The organism is Pseudomonas fluorescens (assembly GCF_002022275.1).
Taxonomy (GTDB): Bacteria; Pseudomonadota; Gammaproteobacteria; order Pseudomonadales; family Pseudomonadaceae; genus Aquipseudomonas; species Aquipseudomonas fluorescens_AJ.
Map to the genome: position 1 here is coordinate 227,503 of NZ_MSDF01000052.1, position 18,163 is coordinate 245,665.

At 58.0% G+C, this 18,163-nt stretch carries 18 protein-coding genes; 10 read left to right on the forward strand and 8 right to left on the reverse strand.

Going from position 1 to position 18,163, the window contains the following annotated elements:
* The first annotated feature begins 58 nt into the window (after nt 1–58).
* Together BFW87_RS26065 and rarD are read left to right on the forward strand one after the other, a co-directional pair.
* Nucleotides 59–1,069, forward strand: a complete 1,011-nt coding sequence (locus BFW87_RS26065; protein WP_078742575.1) for an aldo/keto reductase — start codon at nt 59–61, stop codon at nt 1,067–1,069.
* 214 nt (nt 1,070–1,283) lie between these two features.
* On the forward strand, nt 1,284–2,165 hold the full coding sequence (gene rarD / locus BFW87_RS26070; RefSeq protein ID WP_078742576.1) for an EamA family transporter RarD: 882 nt from the start codon (nt 1,284–1,286) through the stop codon (nt 2,163–2,165).
* 57 nt (nt 2,166–2,222) lie between these two features.
* Here rarD and hppD read toward each other — a convergent pair whose 3' ends face one another.
* Together hppD and BFW87_RS26080 are read right to left on the reverse strand one after the other, a co-directional pair.
* Nucleotides 2,223–3,299: a 4-hydroxyphenylpyruvate dioxygenase gene (gene hppD / locus BFW87_RS26075; RefSeq protein ID WP_078742577.1), complete on the reverse strand. Its 1,077-nt coding sequence runs from the start codon at nt 3,297–3,299 to the stop codon at nt 2,223–2,225.
* 245 nt (nt 3,300–3,544) lie between these two features.
* Nucleotides 3,545–4,468: a DMT family transporter gene (locus tag BFW87_RS26080; protein ID WP_078742578.1), complete on the reverse strand. Its 924-nt coding sequence runs from the start codon at nt 4,466–4,468 to the stop codon at nt 3,545–3,547.
* A gap of 77 nt (nt 4,469–4,545) precedes the next feature.
* On the opposite strand from BFW87_RS26080, the gene BFW87_RS26085 reads away from it, so the two are divergent.
* From BFW87_RS26085 to BFW87_RS26095, 3 genes are all read left to right on the forward strand, one after another.
* On the forward strand, nt 4,546–5,415 hold the full coding sequence (locus tag BFW87_RS26085) for a LysR family transcriptional regulator (protein WP_078742579.1): 870 nt from the start codon (nt 4,546–4,548) through the stop codon (nt 5,413–5,415).
* A gap of 119 nt (nt 5,416–5,534) precedes the next feature.
* Nucleotides 5,535–7,076 carry an EAL domain-containing protein gene (locus BFW87_RS26090; protein WP_078742580.1) on the forward strand — a complete coding sequence of 514 codons (1,542 nt, stop codon included), beginning with the start codon at nt 5,535–5,537 and terminating at the stop codon, nt 7,074–7,076.
* A gap of 198 nt (nt 7,077–7,274) precedes the next feature.
* Nucleotides 7,275–7,640, forward strand: coding sequence for a histone-like nucleoid-structuring protein, MvaT/MvaU family (locus BFW87_RS26095; RefSeq protein WP_078742581.1), 366 nt, complete (start codon nt 7,275–7,277; stop codon nt 7,638–7,640).
* A gap of 110 nt (nt 7,641–7,750) precedes the next feature.
* Here BFW87_RS26095 and BFW87_RS26100 read toward each other — a convergent pair whose 3' ends face one another.
* Nucleotides 7,751–8,287 carry a DUF4946 domain-containing protein gene (locus BFW87_RS26100; protein WP_078742728.1) on the reverse strand — a complete coding sequence of 179 codons (537 nt, stop codon included), beginning with the start codon at nt 8,285–8,287 and terminating at the stop codon, nt 7,751–7,753.
* A gap of 197 nt (nt 8,288–8,484) precedes the next feature.
* On the opposite strand from BFW87_RS26100, the gene gloA reads away from it, so the two are divergent.
* Nucleotides 8,485–9,006 (forward strand): lactoylglutathione lyase, encoded by a 522-nt coding sequence (gene gloA / locus BFW87_RS26105; protein WP_078742582.1) that lies wholly within the window; start codon nt 8,485–8,487, stop codon nt 9,004–9,006.
* Nucleotides 9,007–9,111: 105 nt separating this feature from the next.
* Here the strand turns inward: gloA and ahpF are convergent, their stop codons facing one another.
* The 3 genes from ahpF to BFW87_RS26120 form a co-directional block, all read right to left on the reverse strand.
* Entirely contained in the window at nt 9,112–10,668 is a 1,557-nt protein-coding gene (gene ahpF / locus BFW87_RS26110; protein WP_078742583.1) for an alkyl hydroperoxide reductase subunit F, read from the reverse strand.
* A 127-nt stretch (nt 10,669–10,795) separates the two neighbouring features.
* Nucleotides 10,796–11,359: an alkyl hydroperoxide reductase subunit C gene (ahpC, locus tag BFW87_RS26115; RefSeq protein WP_078742584.1), complete on the reverse strand. Its 564-nt coding sequence runs from the start codon at nt 11,357–11,359 to the stop codon at nt 10,796–10,798.
* Nucleotides 11,360–11,491: 132 nt separating this feature from the next.
* Nucleotides 11,492–12,424 (reverse strand): site-specific integrase, encoded by a 933-nt coding sequence (locus BFW87_RS26120; RefSeq protein ID WP_078742585.1) that lies wholly within the window; start codon nt 12,422–12,424, stop codon nt 11,492–11,494.
* Nucleotides 12,425–12,594: 170 nt separating this feature from the next.
* Here BFW87_RS26120 and BFW87_RS26125 point away from each other — a divergent pair, with 170 nt between their 5' ends.
* Entirely contained in the window at nt 12,595–13,602 is a 1,008-nt protein-coding gene (locus BFW87_RS26125) for a DNA-binding protein (protein ID WP_078742586.1), read from the forward strand.
* Here BFW87_RS26125 and gorA read toward each other — a convergent pair whose 3' ends face one another.
* Together gorA and galU are read right to left on the reverse strand one after the other, a co-directional pair.
* Nucleotides 13,603–14,961, reverse strand: coding sequence for a glutathione-disulfide reductase (gorA, locus tag BFW87_RS26130; protein WP_078742587.1), 1,359 nt, complete (start codon nt 14,959–14,961; stop codon nt 13,603–13,605). It lies immediately after the preceding gene.
* Between the two features lie 195 nt (nt 14,962–15,156).
* Nucleotides 15,157–15,990, reverse strand: a complete 834-nt coding sequence (galU, locus tag BFW87_RS26135; protein WP_078742588.1) for a UTP--glucose-1-phosphate uridylyltransferase GalU — start codon at nt 15,988–15,990, stop codon at nt 15,157–15,159.
* Nucleotides 15,991–16,297: 307 nt separating this feature from the next.
* Here galU and BFW87_RS26140 point away from each other — a divergent pair, with 307 nt between their 5' ends.
* The 3 genes from BFW87_RS26140 (at nt 16,298) to BFW87_RS26150 (ending at nt 18,146) form a co-directional block, all read left to right on the forward strand.
* Nucleotides 16,298–16,483 (forward strand): hypothetical protein, encoded by a 186-nt coding sequence (locus tag BFW87_RS26140; protein WP_078742589.1) that lies wholly within the window; start codon nt 16,298–16,300, stop codon nt 16,481–16,483.
* A gap of 546 nt (nt 16,484–17,029) precedes the next feature.
* Nucleotides 17,030–17,539 (forward strand): fimbrial protein, encoded by a 510-nt coding sequence (locus tag BFW87_RS26145; RefSeq protein WP_078742590.1) that lies wholly within the window; start codon nt 17,030–17,032, stop codon nt 17,537–17,539.
* Nucleotides 17,540–17,591: 52 nt separating this feature from the next.
* Nucleotides 17,592–18,146, forward strand: a complete 555-nt coding sequence (locus BFW87_RS26150; protein ID WP_078742591.1) for a fimbrial protein — start codon at nt 17,592–17,594, stop codon at nt 18,144–18,146.
* Nucleotides 18,147–18,163 lie beyond the last annotated feature (17 nt).

Below are 18,163 nucleotides of genomic sequence, written 5' to 3' on the forward strand. Positions count from 1 at the left end.
CAGAGCGGTTGAGTCTGGTATTGCATACCTTGCGTTTCCCTGCCATGAGGAGCTTTGCATGATTTACCGCACATTGGGCCAGTCCGGGTTGAAGGTCAGCGCGCTGACCCTGGGCACCATGATGTTTGGCGAGCAGACCAACACCGAAGACTCGTTGCGCATCATCGACAAGGCCTGGGACCAGGGCATCAATTTTATCGACACTGCCGACGTCTACACCGGTGGGCGCTCGGAGGAAATCGTCGGCGAAGCGATTGCCCGTCATCGTGAGGATTGGGTGGTGGCCTCCAAGGTGGCAATCGGCCCCACCGACGGCCTGCCCAACCGCAGCGGCCTGAGCCGCAAGCGTATTTTCAACGCGCTGGAAGCCAGCCTTTCACGCCTTGATACTGACTACCTGGACATCTACTACCTGCACCGCGAAGACCACGAGACGCCGCTGGAAGTCACGGTGTCGGCGATCGGTGACCTGATCCGTCAGGGCAAGATTCGCTATTGGGGCCTGTCCAACTACCGTGGCTGGCGCATTGCCGAAATCATCCGTGTCGCCGAACGCCTGGGCGTTGACCGGCCGGTCATCAGCCAGCCGTTGTACAACATCGTCAATCGCCAGGCCGAGGTCGAGCAGATTACCGCTGCAGCAGCCTACGGCTTGGGCGTGGTGCCCTACAGCCCGCTGGCCCGTGGCGTGCTCAGTGGCAAGTACGCACCGGACGTAACGCCTGAAGCCGGCAGCCGTGCGGCGCGCCAGGACAAGCGCATCCTGGAAACCGAATGGCGCGTGGAGTCGCTGCGTATCGCCCAGCAGATCCAGCAGTACACCCAGGGGCGTGGCGTGGGGATTGTGGAGTTTGTGATTGCCTGGGTGCTGAACAACTCGGCGGTAAGTTCAGCGATTGTCGGGCCGCGTACCGAGGCGCAGTGGGACGCCTACACGGGGGCGCTGGATGTGAAGATCACGGCTGAAGATGAGGCGTTTATTGACTCGCTGGTGACACCGGGGCATTCGTCTACGCCGGGGTTCAATGATGTGAGCCATTTTGTGTCTGGCCGCACACCTCGTTCATAAACCTTTTGTGGCGAGCGGGCTTCTTGTGGCGAGCGGGCTTGCCCGCGTTGGAGTGCGCAGCGCTCCCTTTTTTTTGGGGCCGCTACGCAGCCCAACGCGGGCAAGCCCGCTCGCCACAATGATTTCTCGCACATCCAAAAACAGCACAACCCTCCAGCGCCAAAAGCACCATAATCTCCGCTCTTCTGAATCAATCGTTTTTCGCGAGGGCAGTGTGTCTAAAGGTGTTGTGTTATCGGTCCTGGCCTCGGTGTTGTTTGCCGTGATGTATTACTTCACATCATTGCTGACGCCACTGAGCGGCCTGGAAATTTTCGGCTGGCGCATGCTGCTGACCGTGCCGTGCATGACGGTGTTCATGATCGTCAGCGGTGAATGGCGGCGAGTGTGGGAGTTGGTGCGGATGCTGGCTGGCAAACCGCGACTGATCGGCGGCGTGCTGTTGTCGTCGGCGTTGCTGGGCGTGCAATTGTGGTTGTTTATGTGGGCGCCGCTCAATGGCCGCAGCCTGGATGTGTCGGTGGGGTATTTCCTGCTGCCCCTGACCATGGTGCTGACCGGGCGCCTGGTGTATGGCGAACGCTTGTCGCGTTTGCAGCAGATCGCAGTGTTTTTCGCTGCGCTCGGCGTATTGAATGAGCTGTACCAGGCTGGCGGTTTTTCCTGGGCCACATTGGTGGTGATCATCGGTTACCCGATCTATTTTGTGGTGCGCAAATACCTGACCACCGACCATCTGGGCGGCCTGTGGCTGGACATGGCGCTGATGTTGCCGGTGGCCTGGTGGTTTGTGCAGCACGGTGAGCAAGGCTTTGCGGTGATGGATATTCATCCGAAGCTGTACGCGTTGATTCCGATGCTGGGGGTCATCAGTGCGTCGGCGTTGGTGAGTTACATCGTTGCCAGCCGTTTGCTGCCTTTCAGCCTGTTCGGGCTGCTCAGCTACGTGGAGCCGGTGCTGCTGCTGGCGGTGGCGTTGATACTGGGTGAAGGCATCAAGGGCGGCCAATGGCTGACCTATATTCCGATCTGGCTGGCCGTGATGGTGTTGGTGTACGAAGGTTTCAAGCATTTGGTACGTCAGCGCAAAGCCTGAATGTCAGGCAATAAAAAGCCCGGCCGAGAATGAATCCCGGCCGGGCTTTTTATTGGCTTAGTCGGCGGTCAACACACCGCGACGCACCTGGTCACGCTCGATCGACTCGAACAGTGCCTTGAAATTGCCCTCGCCAAATCCATCGTCACCTTTACGCTGAATGAATTCGAAGAACACCGGGCCCATGAGGGTTTCCGAGAAGATCTGCAGCAACAGGCGCTTGTCACCTTCAATCGAGGAACCGTCCAGCAGAATGCCGCGCGATTGCAGTTGGTCTACCGGCTCGCCGTGATTCGGCAGGCGGCCTTCGAGCATTTCGTAGTAGGTGTCTGGCGGCGCGGTCATGAAGCGCATGCCGATCTTCTTCAACGCGTCCCAGGTCTTGATCAGGTCGTCGGTGAGGAACGCTACGTGTTGAATGCCTTCGCCGTTGAACTGCATCAGGAACTCTTCGATCTGGCCTGCGCCCTTGGACGATTCTTCGTTCAGCGGGATGCGGATCATGCCGTCCGGGGCGCTCATGGCCTTGGAGGTCAGGCCGGTGTATTCGCCCTTGATGTCGAAGTAGCGCGCTTCACGGAAGTTGAACAGTTTTTCGTAGAAGTTGGCCCAGTAGACCATGCGCCCGCGGTAGACGTTGTGGGTCAGGTGGTCGATCACCTTGAGGCCCGCACCCACGGGGTTGCGGTCGACGCCTTCGAGGTAGACGAAGTCGATGTCGTAGATCGAGCTGCCTTCGCCGAAACGGTCGATGAGGTACAGCGGCGCGCCGCCGATGCCTTTGATCGCCGGCAGGTTCAACTCCATCGGGCCGGTCTGGATATGGATCGGCTGCGCGCCGAGTTCCAGTGCACGGTTGTACGCCTGCTGCGAATCCTTGACGCGGAATGCCATGCCGCACACCGACGGGCCGTGTTCGGCCGCGAAGTAGGATGCGAGGCTGTCAGGTTCGTTGTTGAGGATCAGGTTGATCTCGCCCTGGCGGAACAGGTCGACGTTCTTGGAGCGGTGGGTCGCGACTTTGGTGAAGCCCATGATCTCGAAGATCGGCTCCAGGGCGCCCGGGGTTGGCGATGCGAATTCGATAAATTCAAAGCCCATCAGGCCCATTGGGTTTTCGTATTGGTCGGCCATGTCGGCACCTCATCATTCTTGTCATTAGCTGGAATTTATTGGCGAGAGAAGATGAGGTTGCAGGGTGGCGCACAGGAGAGACCTCGCACGCTGCGGGCGAGGAAGTCACCAAAGATGAGGGGGGAGCCGAGTAGCTTCATGGTGTCATCAGTCTCTGACGGCCGAGGCTTGCGTGAGCGCAAGTCCATATTCTTGTATGCGTAAATCGATTCTACACAGCGTAACAGGGTTTGTCCGTACTCTTATCAAATCCCCATTGCCTTGGCCGGCGCAAGGGGTTTGTTGCACTGGTAGATGCCGAGCAGGATCAGCCCGCCGCCCAGCAACATCGGCAGCGTCAACGGCTCGCCCAGCAGCATCGCCCCACAGATCACCGCCGTCAGCGGATTCAGCGCGATAAACACACCGGCGCGGGTCGCACCGATGTGGCGGATACCCTCATACCAAAGAATGTAGGCCAATGCCGAACCCAGCACACCCAGGTACAGCAGGCTAAGCCACTGCGGCAACTCAATAGCCTGCACGGCGTTGACTGTCAGCCTGCCGCTGAACGCAGTCGTCGCCGCCAGCATCAAGGTGCCGAGTAAAATCGACCAGGTGACCGTCTGCAATGCGCCCAGCGCCTGGTTCAAGCCACGGGAAAACAGCGAATACGCGCCCCACCCCGCCACGCAGCCGAAAATCAGCACATCGCCGATCCAGGCGTTCGCCGTGCCGTTCAGAAGCGCGGGGTTACGACTGACGATTACGGCACCCGCGCCGCCCAGGCAGAACACAATGCCCACAAGTTTGGCGGGCCCCAGGCGCTCCTTGAATACTACCCATGACGCCAGGCCGATCACCGCCGGGTTCAACGCCACGATCAGGGACGCCCGCGATGCATTGATGTACTGCAGCCCGTAGAAAAAGCACAGGTTGTAAAAATAGATGCCGAAGAAACCCAGCATAGCCAGTTGCAACAGCTGCCTGACGCTCGGCCGAACCAGACGCACCCGTGCAAAGGCGACGAATACAAGCAACGCCAGGCTGGCCAACACGAAGCGCAACGTTGCCGCGAGCAGCGGCTCTACGCCGGACGCCAGGTAGCGGCCAGCGACAAAGGTGGTGCCCCAGATCATGGTGACCGCGGCGAGCTTCACATAGGTCAGGCGGTTGGAGGATGAAGTCATTGGCGCGTGCTCATTGGCGATCAGGATTGGCGTATCCTCCAGCTAATGAATAGTCATCGTAAAATGAGTAAAGACTCATGACACTCACCCAACTTGAAATCTTCTCGCGGGTCGCCGAGCTACAAGGCTTTACCAGCGCCGCGCTGCGTCTGGGCATCAGCCAGTCGGCGGTGTCCCATGCGATCAAGGCCCTGGAGCAGGAACTGGGCGTCGAGTTGTTTCGGCGCCATCAATCCCAGGTCGAACTCACTGACATCGGCCAACAACTGTTGATGCGCGCACGTACCTTGCTCGGTGTGGCCAGCACCCTGCAGCAGGAAGCTTCCGATGCCCGGGGCATGAAGCGTGGCACGCTACGCATCGGGTCGTTCGGCCCGACCGCCTCCAATCGGTTGCTGCCGCGCATTCTCAAGCCGTTTCGCGAGGCGCATCCGGGCATCGAAGTGCATGTGGACGAAGGCCCGGATCGCCAGGTGATCCAGTGGCTGGATGAGCGCCGCATCGACGTGGGGTTTGTCGTGCTGGAACAGGAACGTTTCGACACGTTTGCGCTGTTCAAGGACCAGATGGTCGCCTTGTTGCCCGGTGCGCACCCGTTGGCCGCACACGCCAGTGTGGCGTTGAAGGCGCTGTGCGAGGACCCGTTTATTCTGACCGAAGCCGGTTCGCTGGAGTTGGTGTCGCGCTTGTTCAGTAGCGCGCGGCTTACGCCCAAAGTGCGTTACCGCTGCTCGCAACTGCTCAGCACCCTGGAGGCCGTGAGCCGGGGCGATGGTGTGAGCGTGGTGGCGCAGGCGTCGCTGCCTGAAGCAGGTGACGCGCGTTATCAGGTGCGGCCACTGTCGCCGCCGGTCAGCCGTGAAATCGGCCTGGCCGTGCTGGACCAGCGCGAGTCAACACCGGCCACCCTTGCCTTTATCCGGTTGGCGCAATGCATTGATTTTTAATCGCGCGTACTGGCCGAACGGTCAGGTGCGGCGAGCTTTCTTGCAGCGAGCCAACTATCATCGAAGCATCTGATTGGCCCTTCGGCGCTTTCCCTACTCTGCAACAGGCCGTTATACCCATGCCCCTGACCGTCAACGGCCCGCGAAAACGCGCCACCCGCTACCTGATCACCACACTCAGCGGGCTGCTGCCGATTGCGCTGGGCGTGTTCATTCTGTACTGGCAAGCCGAGCGCACGTTGCAATACAGCACCGCGCAAACCGCCCGGGAAGCCGTGCGCCAGTTTGACCTGATGCTCGACAACACGGCCCTCGCCGCCCAGACCTTGCTGCCGCTGGGAGGCCAGCCATGTGACAACGGTGCGCAACTGGCGCTGCGCGAACAAGTCACGCGTCGGCCTTTTGTGCGCGCGACGACCTTGTCCTGGCAGAAAAACATCTATTGCAGTTCGCTGTTCGGCGATAACTATCAGTCGCCGGTCAACCCCGAAGATTACGTCGATGGCAAGCTGTCGCTAATGAATGGCAACCCCGTGACACCCGATACGGCGTTGCTGGTTTATCGCCTTGTCGAGGGCGATAAAGCCGCGTTTGCCTCCGTTGACGGCTATCACCTGACCAACGCATTGCGCCTGATCAGCCGCTACGCACACCTGATTCTGCAAGTGGGCCCCAACTGGCTGGATGCCGACGGTAAGGTGCATAACACCGCCACGCCGGTATTCCCCGTTGCGCATCATCATTTGGTCTCCGAGCGCTATCACTACGGCGTCGACGCCGGCATGCCCGCCGGTGAAGTGTGGCGCTACATGGCCGCACGCTACCCGGCGCTGTTCAGTCTACTGGTGTTTTTTGGCGTGCTGGCCGGCGTCCTGGCGCACTGGCTGCAAAAGCGCTCATCGGCGCCGACCCATGAGCTACAGCGCGCATTGGGTGCCAACGAATTCATTCCGTATTTCCAGCCGGTGGTGCGCGGTGACACCCTTGAATGGGCGGGCTGTGAAGTCTTGATGCGGTGGCAGCATCCCAAGGAAGGCCTGGTGCGCCCTGACCTGTTTATTCCGCTGGCCGAGCACTCCGGGTTGATTGTGCCCATGACCCGCGCGCTGCTGCGCCAGACCGCCGCGCAACTCGCGCCGCATGCCTCGCGCTTCTCGCCGGGTTTTCATATCGGCGTAAATATTACCGCACGCCATTGCCAGGATCTGGCGCTGGTGGATGACTGCCGGGAATTTCTCGCTGCCTTCCCGCCCGGCCAGGTCACGCTGGTGCTGGAGTTGACTGAACGCGAGCTGATTGAACCCACTGACATTACTCGCCAGCTGTTCGACGCCCTGCATCAGTTGGGCGTGATGATCGCCATTGACGACTTCGGTACAGGCCACTCGAGCCTGGGTTACTTGCGCAACTTTAATGTGGACTACTTGAAAATTGATCAAAGCTTTGTCGCCATGATTGGTGCCGATGCACTCTCGCGGCACATTCTGGACAGCATCATCGAATTGTCCGGCAAGCTTGATCTGGGCATTGTAGCCGAGGGTGTAGAAACACCCGAACAGCGTGACTATCTGGCGGCGCAGGGAGTCGATTTCCTGCAAGGCTACCTCTTCGGGCGACCCTTGCCCTGCGCCGAATTCATTAAGTCTTTGGCCAGCCATTGAATAGCCATCTATGCCCGGAGATGAAATATCTTATTTAGACAAAAGACGTGATTTACTCGTGGCGAATTAACTACTACAATTTTTCCTGCCTGTGCAGACTCGCAGAAAGGCGTTTTTTTTTGAGTTATTTTATAAGCCATGGCTTATAAGCCCTGTCTGCAGTTGATATCAGCAAACTACACTATTGGAGTACAGATTTTGTCCAGACTCGCCGAATTTCGCGCAGCAGAAAAAGCCCTTCAAGAGCAGCTGGCCCAGCTGGAATCCCTGAAGAACGACGCCGGCCTGAAGAAAGAAATCGAATTCGAAGAAAAGCTTCAAGCGCTGATGAAAAGCTACGGTAAAGGCCTGCGCGACATCATCTCGATCCTCGATCCCAACCCTGGCAAGGCCGGTGCAGTGACCGTTGCCGCGCCAAAACAGCGCCGTGCACGGGTGGTCAAGGTTTATCACAACCCGCACACCGGCGAGCTGATCGAAACCAAAGGCGGCAACCACCGCGGCCTGAAAGCATGGAAAGAACAGCACGGCGCCGCCACTGTAGATTCCTGGCTTCGCGGCTGATCAACACGCACTAACGAAAAAAGCCCCGCACATGCGGGGCTTTTTGTTAAGGGTTCGAAAACGAACTTAACTATCCGTTCATTTCTTCAAAATCGATCAGCGCAACGCCGTTAAAGTTTCAAGCTATCGCGAACTGAACTGACTTCGTCTTTGCTCGCCTCATAGGCATCCGCCTGGCCGGCATATGAAAAAACATAGGCCTTATCCGCATCCACCGCGCCCACCAATGTTTGCGACAACACATGACGACCGTTCTCGGTAATCACACAAGTAGTTTCCAGCGCGTCAAGATGACTCAATGTGGTTGGGTGCATCTTGCTGCACACGCTTTGATAGCCGCCGCCCGCGAAATCTTTCTGGATGGATTTACGCATTTCCAGCAATACACCCTGAAGATTAACTTTATGGCCAGCTTCAATCGGAGTGCCCGTCAACTCCATCACCATCAGGGTGGTGCCATTTTCATCATTCTTGATTGAGCGCTGGCGAGACACTGTCTGAGGTTTAACGGGGGTTTCACCGTCGGGAACCACTTCCTCGAGTTGCCAACCACTGGGCCAGTGAATCTGCGGGTCGGCCGCCCACACGAACGGGCTGACCAACAACAGACACACACTACTCAACAGCGGTTTACGAAATTCAATCATCGCGAAAAACACCCAAGGTTCAAGCGACAAAGTTTGAGCCCCCGCACCCGCTGGTCGCAAGGCCTGTGTGACCTTTTTCATTTGGCGCAGTGGGCGGGCCTTGCGTATCATGGGTCGGCTGCATGGACGCTTGCCGCAAGCCAACGGACCACGCCTCTCTTTTCAGTCGCGTTTGCCCCATTTTTTCTGGAGGGCCCATGAGCCTGCATGATCTGAACACCTTCCCGGGCGTCACCGCCCAACCTGACACCGCCACCGCGAACTTCGTGTTCAACCACACCATGCTGCGGGTCAAGGACATCACCAAATCGCTGGACTTCTACACCCGCGTCCTGGGTTTCTCCCTGGTTGAAAAGCGCGACTTCCCGGAAGCAGAATTCAGCCTGTATTTCCTGGCCCTGGTGGACAAGGCACAGATTCCCGCCGACGCCGCCGCACGTACGCAATGGATGAAGTCAATCCCGGGCATCCTCGAACTGACGCACAACCACGGCACCGAAAACGACGCCGACTTCGCCTACCACAACGGCAACACTGACCCGCGCGGGTTTGGTCATATCTGCATTTCCGTGCCGGATATCGTCGCGGCTTGCGAGCGCTTCGAAGCACTGGGTTGCGACTTCCAGAAGCGTCTGAGCGATGGCCGCATGAAAAGCCTGGCGTTCATCAAGGACCCGGACGCGTACTGGGTTGAGATCATACAGCCAGCGCCGCTATAAGAGAGTCTCTCTGACGCGGAGCGTCACTGGATGCATTCCCACGCAGAGCGTGGGAACGAAAAAACCCATGATTACTCATGGGTTTTTTATGGCTGATGCTGAAGGTTACGACGTACGGATCAGGTGATCGAAAGCACTCAGGGAGGCCTTGGCGCCCTCGCCGACTGCAATCACGATCTGCTTGTACGGCACGGTCGTTACGTCACCGGCGGCAAACACGCCAGGCAGAGAGGTCTCGCCACGTGCATCGACGATGATCTCGCCGCGCGGTGTCAGTTCTACAGTGCCCTTGAGCCAGTCGGTGTTAGGCAGCAAGCCGATCTGCACAAAGATGCCTTCCAGGTCGATGGTCTTGAACTCGCCGCTGTCGCGATCCTTGTACGCCAGGCCGGTGACTTTCTGGCCATCGCCTTTGACTTCACTGGTCAACGCGCTGGTGATCACGTCCACGTTCGGCAGGCTGTAGAGCTTGCGCTGCAACACGGCGTCGGCGCGCAGCTTGTTGTCGAACTCGAGCAAGGTGACATGGCTGACGATACCGGCCAGGTCGATGGCCGCTTCAACGCCGGAGTTACCGCCGCCGATCACCGCCACGCGCTTGCCCTTGAACAACGGACCATCGCAGTGCGGGCAGAAGCACACGCCCTTGGCCTTGTATTCCTGCTCGCCCGGCACACCCATTTCGCGCCAGCGGGCGCCGGTGGCCAGAATCACGGTTTTGGACTTGAGCGTCGCACCGCTTTCAAAGCGAATTTCGTGCAAGTCACCGGCGTTTTTTGCCGGAATCAGGCTGCTTGCACGCTGCAGGTTCATGATGTCCACGTCGTACTGCCGCACGTGGGCTTCAAGGGCGCTGGCAAGTTTCGGCCCTTCGGTCTCTTGCACCGAAATAAAGTTCTCGATGGACATGGTGTCCAGCACCTGCCCGCCAAAACGCTCGGCGGCCACGCCGGTGCGGATGCCTTTTCGTGCGGCGTAGATCGCAGCTGCGGAACCGGCTGGGCCACCACCGACCACCAGCACATCAAACGCGTCTTTGGCGCTGATTTTCTCGGCGGCTTTTTCAACGCCGCTGGTGTCGAGCTTGGCGAGGATTTCTTCCAGGCCCATGCGGCCCTGGCCGAAGTTCACGCCGTTGAGGTAAACGCTCGGTACCGCCATGATCTGGCGCTCATCGACTTCGGCCTGGAACAACGCGCCGTCGATGGCGACGTGGCGGATGTTCGGATTAAGCACAGCCATCAGGTTGAGCGCCTGGACCACGTCCGGGCAGTTCTGGCAGGACAGTGAGAAGTACGTCTCGAAGCTGAACTCGCCTTTAAGGGCGCGGATCTGTTCAATCACTTCAACACTGGCTTTCGACGGGTGGCCACCGACTTGCAGCAGGGCCAGCACCAGCGAAGTAAATTCATGACCCATGGGGATGCCGGCGAAACGCAGGCTGATCTCGGCACCCGGGCGGTTGACCGAGAACGAAGGCTTGCGCGCATCATCGCCATCGGTTTTCAGGGTAATCAGCGTGGTGAGGCTGACAACATCCTGCAAAAGAGCGAGCATTTCCTGGGATTTCGCGCCGTCGTCGAGGGAGGCGACGATCTCGATCGGCTGGGTGACCCGTTCCAGGTATGACTTCAACTGAGCTTTAAGATTGGCGTCCAACATACGGGCGATTTCCTGTTAATTCGGTTTATTGCAGACAAAAAAACGCCCGAGCGAATCTCGCCCGGGCGTTCTGAGGGCGGTTGCAGCTTACTTAGGTGCGGATACCCGCCCTTGAGGCTTCACAGACTTAGATCTTGCCGACCAGGTCCAGGGACGGAGCCAGAGTGGCCTCGCCTTCTTTCCACTTGGCTGGGCACACTTCGCCTGGATGGGCAGCAACGTACTGGGCAGCCTTGATTTTGCGCAGCAGCTCGGAAGCGTCACGGCCAACACCGCCGTCGTTCAGTTCAACGATCTTGATCTGGCCTTCCGGGTTGATCACGAAGGTGCCACGGTCTGCCAGGCCAGCTTCTTCGATCAGCACGTCGAAGTTGCGGGAAATGGTCAGGGTTGGGTCGCCGATCATGGTGTACTGGATTTTGCCGATGGCTGGCGAAGTGTTGTGCCAGGCAGCGTGAGCAAAGTGGGTGTCAGTGGAAACGCTGTAGATTTCGACGCCCAGTTTCTTGAATTCGTCGTAGTTGTCGGCCAGGTCTTCCAGCTCGGTTGGGCAAACGAAGGTGAAGTCGGCTGGGTAGAAGAACACAACGGACCATTTGCCTTTCAGGTCAGCGTCCGACACGTCTACGAAGTTGCCGTTTTTGTACGCGGTAGCTTTGAACGGTTTTACTTGGCTGTTGATGATAGGCATCGTTGACTCTCCGTCAGGGTTAAGAATTTGATGAGATGAATCCTACCGACTCTTTCCGCCGATGGCTCATTGGCAAACCTGATGCTGACGATTGGTTTTCCCTATCAGGTAACTGTATTAATAGAAGAATTCTCAAATCAGCGGCGGGTTGGCCAAGGTCATGCCGAGAAAGGGCGTCGCTTCAACATAGCGCATGGCAGATTTCATGTCGCTCCAGCCGACGTAACTCATCAACGACTTCAAATCCCAGCCGCTGCGATGGGCCCAGGTCGCGAAGCCTCGGCGCAGGGAGTGACTGGTGTAGAGGTCGGCCGGGATGCCCGCGCGCTCCAGCGCCTGGCGCAACAGCGGAATAACACTGTTGGAGTGCAGGCCCTCCTCGCCCAGGTTGCCCCAGCGGTCAATGCCCCTGAATACAGGGCCGCGCACCAGTGCCGAGGCGCTTAGCCAGTCGCTGTAGGCCTGAACCGGACACAGACGCAGCAATGCCGGGGTCTGATAGGTTTTGCCAAGGTTGTCGCGGTCACTTTTGCTGCGCGGCAGATACAGGCTGATGCCCGCGCCGGGCACCGCGTGAACGTGTTGAATCTCCAGGCGGCACAATTCATCGCTGCGAAACCCTCGCCAGAACCCCAGCAAGATCAGCGCCGTATCGCGCTTGGCACGCAACAAGCGGGGCGCGTCCTCAGCATCACTTGCCTGCTTCGCCTCAGCTTCCAGAGACGCCACCACCTGTTCTAAATGTTTGAGCTGCAAAGGCTCGGCCTGCTTCTCACGTGCGGGGTGCACGGCACGAATGCCTTTGAGCACTTTGCGCACCACTGGCGCTTTCGTCGGGTCCGGGAAGCCCTGGCTCGTGTGCCACTGCGCCAACGCCGAGAGCCTCAGCTTCAAGGTGTTGACGGCCAGCACGCCCGCGTGCGCCACCAGATAGCGCGCCACGCTGTCGCTGGTGGCAGGCAGAAAACCACCCCAATTCACTTCGAAGTGCTCGATGGCCGCGCGATAGCTGCGCCGCGTGTTGTCGCGGGTGGCGGCGTTGAGGTAACGATCCAGATCGCTCATGAGGGGCCCATTCGTACTGCTGTGGCGTGCATCGGTGCTTTAAACCGCTATGACACGGGATAATACGCCAATATCCCATCTGTTAAATCATGAATTTAAACGAGTTTTTATCCATGTTACAGTATGTATCTACATACCACGTACCACAGTACTAAATCGACGGAGACCCCATGGCGCGCGGCGGCATAAACAAAGCAGTAGTTCAAACGGCACGCCTGGCGCTTTTGGCCCGCGGCGAGAACCCCAGCATCGATGCGGTACGTATCGAGATGGGCAATACCGGCTCGAAAACCACGATTCACCGCTATTTAAAGGAGTTGGACGAGAGCGAAACCCGCCTCACCATCACCGAAGCGCCTATCGATGACGAACTGGGCGAACTGGTGGCGCGACTGGCACAGCGCCTGAAAGAGAAAGCCCAAGAGCCCATCGACTTGGCGCTGGCGAAGTTCGAGCAGGAGAAAACCGCCCTGCTCTCCCAGCTTGAAGCGCTTGAAGAAACGCACGCTCAGCTCAAACAGTCGTTTGATATCCAGGCCGCTGCCCTGGCCGAAGAAAGTGCCGCCCTGCAAACCGCCAGCACCAGCCTGCAGACCGAGCAAACCCGTAACGCCGGGCTGAGCCAGGCATGCAGTGATTACGAGCTGAGAATCAACGACAAAGACGAGCAGATTCGCTCACTGGAAGACAAGCACCTGCACGCCAGGGACGCGCTGGAGCATTACCGCAACGCAGTCAAAGACCAGCGCGAACAAGAGCAGCGGCGCCACGAAGGCCAGTTGCAGCAGGTGCAGGCCGAACTGCGCCAGGCCCAGCAAAGCGCGATGGTGCGCCAGGATGAAATCACCCAACTGCATCGCGACAATGAGCGACTGCTGATTGAACACCGCGTTACAGCCAAGGAACTGGCGACTGCCCAGGACCAAACCCGCAAGGATCAGTCCCAACAGCAGAAGCTGAGCGAACAACTCAGCGCAGTTGAAAGCGAGCGCACGTTACTCCAGGAACGCTTACGTGTTGCAGCGCTGGAGAATCAGTCACGTCAGGCAACACTGGAGGCTCAGCAACAGACGAACAAGGCGCTGGAGCTGGACCTTATCAAGGCCCAGTCCAGTATCGAGGCATTGCGCCTGGCCGCCGTCGTTGCAACGGCACCCGACGCAAACCCTGCCACCTGATCAGTCGGCTTTCGGCGTGCGCATGGTGACGAATTCTTCCGCCGCCGTGGGGTGCACGCCGATGGTTTCGTCGAAATGCTGCTTGGTCGCGCCCGCCTTGAGCGCAATCGCAAGGCCTTGCACGATCTCACCGGCATCCGGGCCGACCATGTGGCAACCCAGGACTTTGTCGGTGTCGGCATCGACCACCAGCTTCATCAGGGTTTTTTCCTGGCATTCGGTCAGGGTCAGCTTCATCGGCCGGAAGCGGCTTTCAAAAATCTGCACCTTGTGGCCGTTCTTCTTCGCCTCTTCTTCCGTCAGGCCCACGGTGCCGATATTCGGCAGGCTGAACACCGCCGTCGGGATCATCGCGTAGTCCACCGGGCGATACTGCTCGGGCTTGAACAGGCGACGCGCCACCGCCATGCCTTCGGCGAGCGCCACGGGCGTCAGTTGCACGCGACCGATCACATCACCAATGGCCAGGATTGACGACTCGGCGGTCTGGTATTTGTCATCCACTGCGACGAAGCCACGCTCGTCGAGTTTGACCCCGGTGTTTTCCAGCCCCAGGTTGTCCAGCATCGGACGACGGCCCGTGGCGTAGAACACGCAGTCGGCTTCCAGCACGCGGCCGTCTTTCAAGGTGGCCTTGAGGCTGCCATCGGCTTGTTTGTCGATACGCTCGATGTCGGCGTTGAATTGCAGATCCAGACCACGCTTGGTCAGCTCTTCTTTCAGGTGCGTGCGCACCGAGCCGTCAAAACCGCGCAAGAACAGGTCGCCGCGATACAACAGCGAAGTCTGTGCGCCCAGACCATGGAAGATGCCCGCAAATTCGACGGCGATGTAACCACCGCCAACCACCAGCACACGTTTTGGCAGCTCTTTGAGGAAAAACGCCTCGTTGGAACCGATGGCGTGCTCACGGCCCGGAATGTCCGGAATCTGCGGCCAGCCGCCCGTGGCGATCAGAATATTCTTGGCGGTAAAGCGCTCGCCGTTGATTTCCACCTCATTGGGGCCCACCAGACGTGCATGCCCTTCATGCAGGGTCACGCCGCTGTTGACCAGCAAGTTGCGGTAGATGCCATTGAGGCGATTGATTTCGCGGTCCTTGTTGGCGATCAGCGTCGCCCAATCAAAGTTCGCTTCACCCAGGGACCAACCGAAACCGCTGGCTTGCTCGAAGTCTTCGGCGAAATGTGCGCCGTACACCAGCAGTTTTTTCGGCACGCAGCCAACGTTTACGCAGGTGCCGCCCAGGTAGCGGCTCTCCGCGACGGCCACTCTGGCACCAAAGCCTGCGGCAAAGCGCGCTGCGCGAACACCGCCGGAACCGGCGCCAATTACATACAGGTCAAAATCGTAGGCCATTTCACTCTCCTCGGCAGAACATCAGCATACCGACTTACATGGGGCTGAAAAACGAAAAAGCCAACCATACCGAGTGTTAAAAACACCCATAACGAAAAATGCTCCGAATCTTTCGATACGGAGCATTTTCTTTGCTCGTCAGTTTGCGCACTGCCAGCAGTGCTCTACCTGACAGGCTGAGAGGACCTCAGCGCTTTAGCTGCCTTTCTTGTAGAAGTGCTCGAAGCAGAAGTTGGTTGCTTCGATGTAACCCTCAGCGCCGCCGCAGTCGAAGCGGGTGCCTTTGAACTTGTAAGCCAGCACGTTGCCTTCCGCAGCCTGCTTCATCAAAGCGTCGGTGATTTGGATTTCACCGCCTTTGCCTGGCTCGGTTGCTTCGATTTTTTCGAAGATGTCCGGCGTCAGGATGTAACGACCGATAATGGCCAGGTTCGACGGTGCATCTTCCGGCTTCGGTTTTTCAACCATGTCAGTCACACGAAACAGACCTGGCTTGATTTCTTCACCGGCAATAACGCCGTATTTCTGGGTTTCGCTTGGGTCAACTTCCTGAATGGCAACGATCGAGCAGCCATAATGTTTGTGAAGTTTGACCATCTGGGCCAGTACGCCTTCACCTTCGAGGTTTACGCACAAGTCATCCGCCAGGACAACGGCGAACGCCTCGTTACCGATCAAAGGACGACCGCTGAGGATCGCGTGACCCAGGCCTTTCATTTCAGTCTGACGCGTGTACGAAAAGCTGCACTCGTCGATCAGACGACGGATACCGACCAGGTATTTTTCCTTGTCAGTGCCCTTGATCTGGTTTTCCAGCTCGTAGCTGATGTCGAAGTGGTCTTCCAGCGCGCGCTTACCACGGCCGGTGACGATGGAGATTTCGTTCAAGCCGGCATCCAGTGCCTCTTCGACGCCGTACTGAATCAGTGGCTTGTTCACCACCGGCAGCATCTCTTTGGGCATGGCTTTGGTCGCTGGCAAGAAGCGAGTGCCGTAACCGGCTGCTGGGAACAAGCATTTCTTGATCATATGAGTCCTTACAAAGGGCTGTGCGTACGGAATTCGGCGCAGTCTAATCAGGCCGCAGTCACCTTACAATGGGTCCTGCTGGCGTTGCGATGTCATCATAGAGAAAAAATGTCGGCGTAAGTTCCGCTGAATCTGCGAACAGCTTTACCAGCGGTCCCCCCACCTGCATCCCGCCCCATCCTGTTTAAAGGGCCTCTACCGTTTTAGCACGGTTTTTCCCGCGCGGCACTGACCTGCAACAACTTGCCCGCCTGCGCGGCATTTGGCGCTATGATGGCCCGCTTGAACCACACCACGAGATTGATAGATGTCAGAACCAAAAGGCGTAAACGGCTACCTGATCACGCAGCGAGCGGACGGCTGGCACTTGATCAACTTCCATGGCGACAGCGTCGCAGGCGTATTCGCGACTGAACGTGAAGCGATTGCGGTCGCTGAAGTGTTTGTGGATGAGGCCGGCCACGCGTCGAGCAAACGCCCGAAAGGTAAATAAAACCTCCAGGCCTTATACAAAAAGCCCCGTTGATCGGGGCTTTTTTTTTTGCGCGCCTGTTTAGCCAGGCCGGTCTTCCACACCACACTCTTAACTAACGCTTGAAGTCACACATTAGTTGAGCAGGCCACTATTGTTTTCCTGCGAATGTAATCCCATTCTTACAACCATTGCAACACTGAAAACATTCTCATTAATCGACATGTAGCCATTCTCCTACAGTCGCATATCAAGTTTTGGCAAATAGCCATATCCATCTCACACATCCCGACATATCTCGACTACACAACTAAGCGAATCGGGCGACTTACTTTCTCTCGCACAGGCCGGACAATTGCCTCGCTTCGAACAAATCCTGAAATGGCAATACAACTAGTTGGAAAAACCAGCCTGTTCACACTGCCAATCGGAACAACCCGAAGTCGCAATAACAGGATCGCAATGGCGCTGGCCATTTTTGTATACCTGGAAAGTCCTGCGCACAACAGCGAGGGGGCTTCTTTATGACTTTTACTAATAGATGGGTCTTTGCAAATGAAAACTGAAATGAAAACAGCACTGTTGGCTATCGGTCTGCTCATGGGTTCAATCTCCACTGCTCAAGCAGCAGACGGAACAATTACGTTTTTGGGGTCGGTTCACTCGGGCGCCTGCTCTATCAAACCTGAATCCGTAGATCAGTCAGTTCCTCTGGGGGCCATTGCAAAGCACCAGTTGCAAAACGGCGGGAAGTCCAATGCCCGGCCCGTACTCATTGAGCTTGAAGGTTGCGACTTGACCGGCCTTACCGACAACACGGTAACCACGACCTTCACCGCAGCGCCATCAACTGTCGTGCCTGGCGCGATTGGCACAGTCGGCGGTGCGGGCAATATCGGCATCATGATGACCCACGGCGGTACCCCGGTAGAACTCGGCGTGCCGACCTCCCCGCAAGCCATTGTCGCCGGTGATAACACGCTGCAATTCGGCGCCTACGTACAAGGTGCTGCTACCGGCACCATCGTTCCGGGTGATTTCACTGCGGTCACCAACTTCACCCTGGCTTATCAGTAAGTGTTTCCCCCGCCACCCTGTGTGGCGGGGAAAACTTTGGCGGGAGACAACGGTGAACACATTCATAAGCCTCGCTATCACCAGCTCACTGATGATGCTCATCAGCCCTGACGTGCTGGCGCAAGGTCAAGGAGATGGGGTCGTCACGCTGGGTGGAGAGATCATTGACTCAGCGTGCGGACTGGAACTGTCCAGTGTCGACCAGACCATCGAGATGCCACCCGAGCCAATCGGCCGGCTTTTGCGCAGTGCGCTGGGTGCGCCTCACCCCTTCCAGCTACGCCTGGTCAATTGCACATTGACCCGTCCTGACCCCAATCGCCCAGGTGCAAGTTTGCCTGACTGGGAGCATCTGCGGGTGACGTTTGACGGCGCCCGCGACCGAGACGGTCGCTCCTTTGCTGCCTCCGGGTTTTCCCAGGGAGTTGCCTTGCATATATGGGATGCGGCAGGCCAGGAAAGCATCCCGGGTGAGCGGATGGCGCCTTATCCGTTGAATGAAGGTGACATGACGCTCAATTACACGCTCCGCCTGATCGGCAACGGGCTGCCCGTGTTGCCTGGTGCGCACAGTGCCGCCGTGCGGTTTGAGCTGGAATACTTTTGAACAGTGATGGGTTGCTT

Excerpts from the sequence above, each read along its gene's own strand:
- BFW87_RS26065 (WP_078742575.1), top strand. The coding sequence starts at position 59 with ATGATTTACCGCACATTGGGCCAGTCCGGGTTGAAGGTCAGCGCGCTG.
- hppD (WP_078742577.1), bottom strand. The coding sequence starts at position 3,299 with ATGGCCGACCAATACGAAAACCCAATGGGCCTGATGGGCTTTGAATTT.
- BFW87_RS26080 (WP_078742578.1), bottom strand. The coding sequence starts at position 4,468 with ATGACTTCATCCTCCAACCGCCTGACCTATGTGAAGCTCGCCGCGGTC.
- BFW87_RS26085 (WP_078742579.1), top strand. The coding sequence starts at position 4,546 with ATGACACTCACCCAACTTGAAATCTTCTCGCGGGTCGCCGAGCTACAA.
- BFW87_RS26090 (WP_078742580.1), top strand. The coding sequence starts at position 5,535 with ATGCCCCTGACCGTCAACGGCCCGCGAAAACGCGCCACCCGCTACCTG.
- BFW87_RS26100 (WP_078742728.1), bottom strand. The coding sequence starts at position 8,287 with ATGATTGAATTTCGTAAACCGCTGTTGAGTAGTGTGTGTCTGTTGTTG.
- gloA (WP_078742582.1), top strand. The coding sequence starts at position 8,485 with ATGAGCCTGCATGATCTGAACACCTTCCCGGGCGTCACCGCCCAACCT.
- ahpF (WP_078742583.1), bottom strand. The coding sequence starts at position 10,668 with ATGTTGGACGCCAATCTTAAAGCTCAGTTGAAGTCATACCTGGAACGG.
- ahpC (WP_078742584.1), bottom strand. The coding sequence starts at position 11,359 with ATGCCTATCATCAACAGCCAAGTAAAACCGTTCAAAGCTACCGCGTAC.
- BFW87_RS26120 (WP_078742585.1), bottom strand. The coding sequence starts at position 12,424 with ATGAGCGATCTGGATCGTTACCTCAACGCCGCCACCCGCGACAACACG.
- BFW87_RS26125 (WP_078742586.1), top strand. The coding sequence starts at position 12,595 with ATGGCGCGCGGCGGCATAAACAAAGCAGTAGTTCAAACGGCACGCCTG.
- gorA (WP_078742587.1), bottom strand. The coding sequence starts at position 14,961 with ATGGCCTACGATTTTGACCTGTATGTAATTGGCGCCGGTTCCGGCGGT.
- galU (WP_078742588.1), bottom strand. The coding sequence starts at position 15,990 with ATGATCAAGAAATGCTTGTTCCCAGCAGCCGGTTACGGCACTCGCTTC.
- BFW87_RS26140 (WP_078742589.1), top strand. The coding sequence starts at position 16,298 with ATGTCAGAACCAAAAGGCGTAAACGGCTACCTGATCACGCAGCGAGCG.
- BFW87_RS26145 (WP_078742590.1), top strand. The coding sequence starts at position 17,030 with ATGAAAACAGCACTGTTGGCTATCGGTCTGCTCATGGGTTCAATCTCC.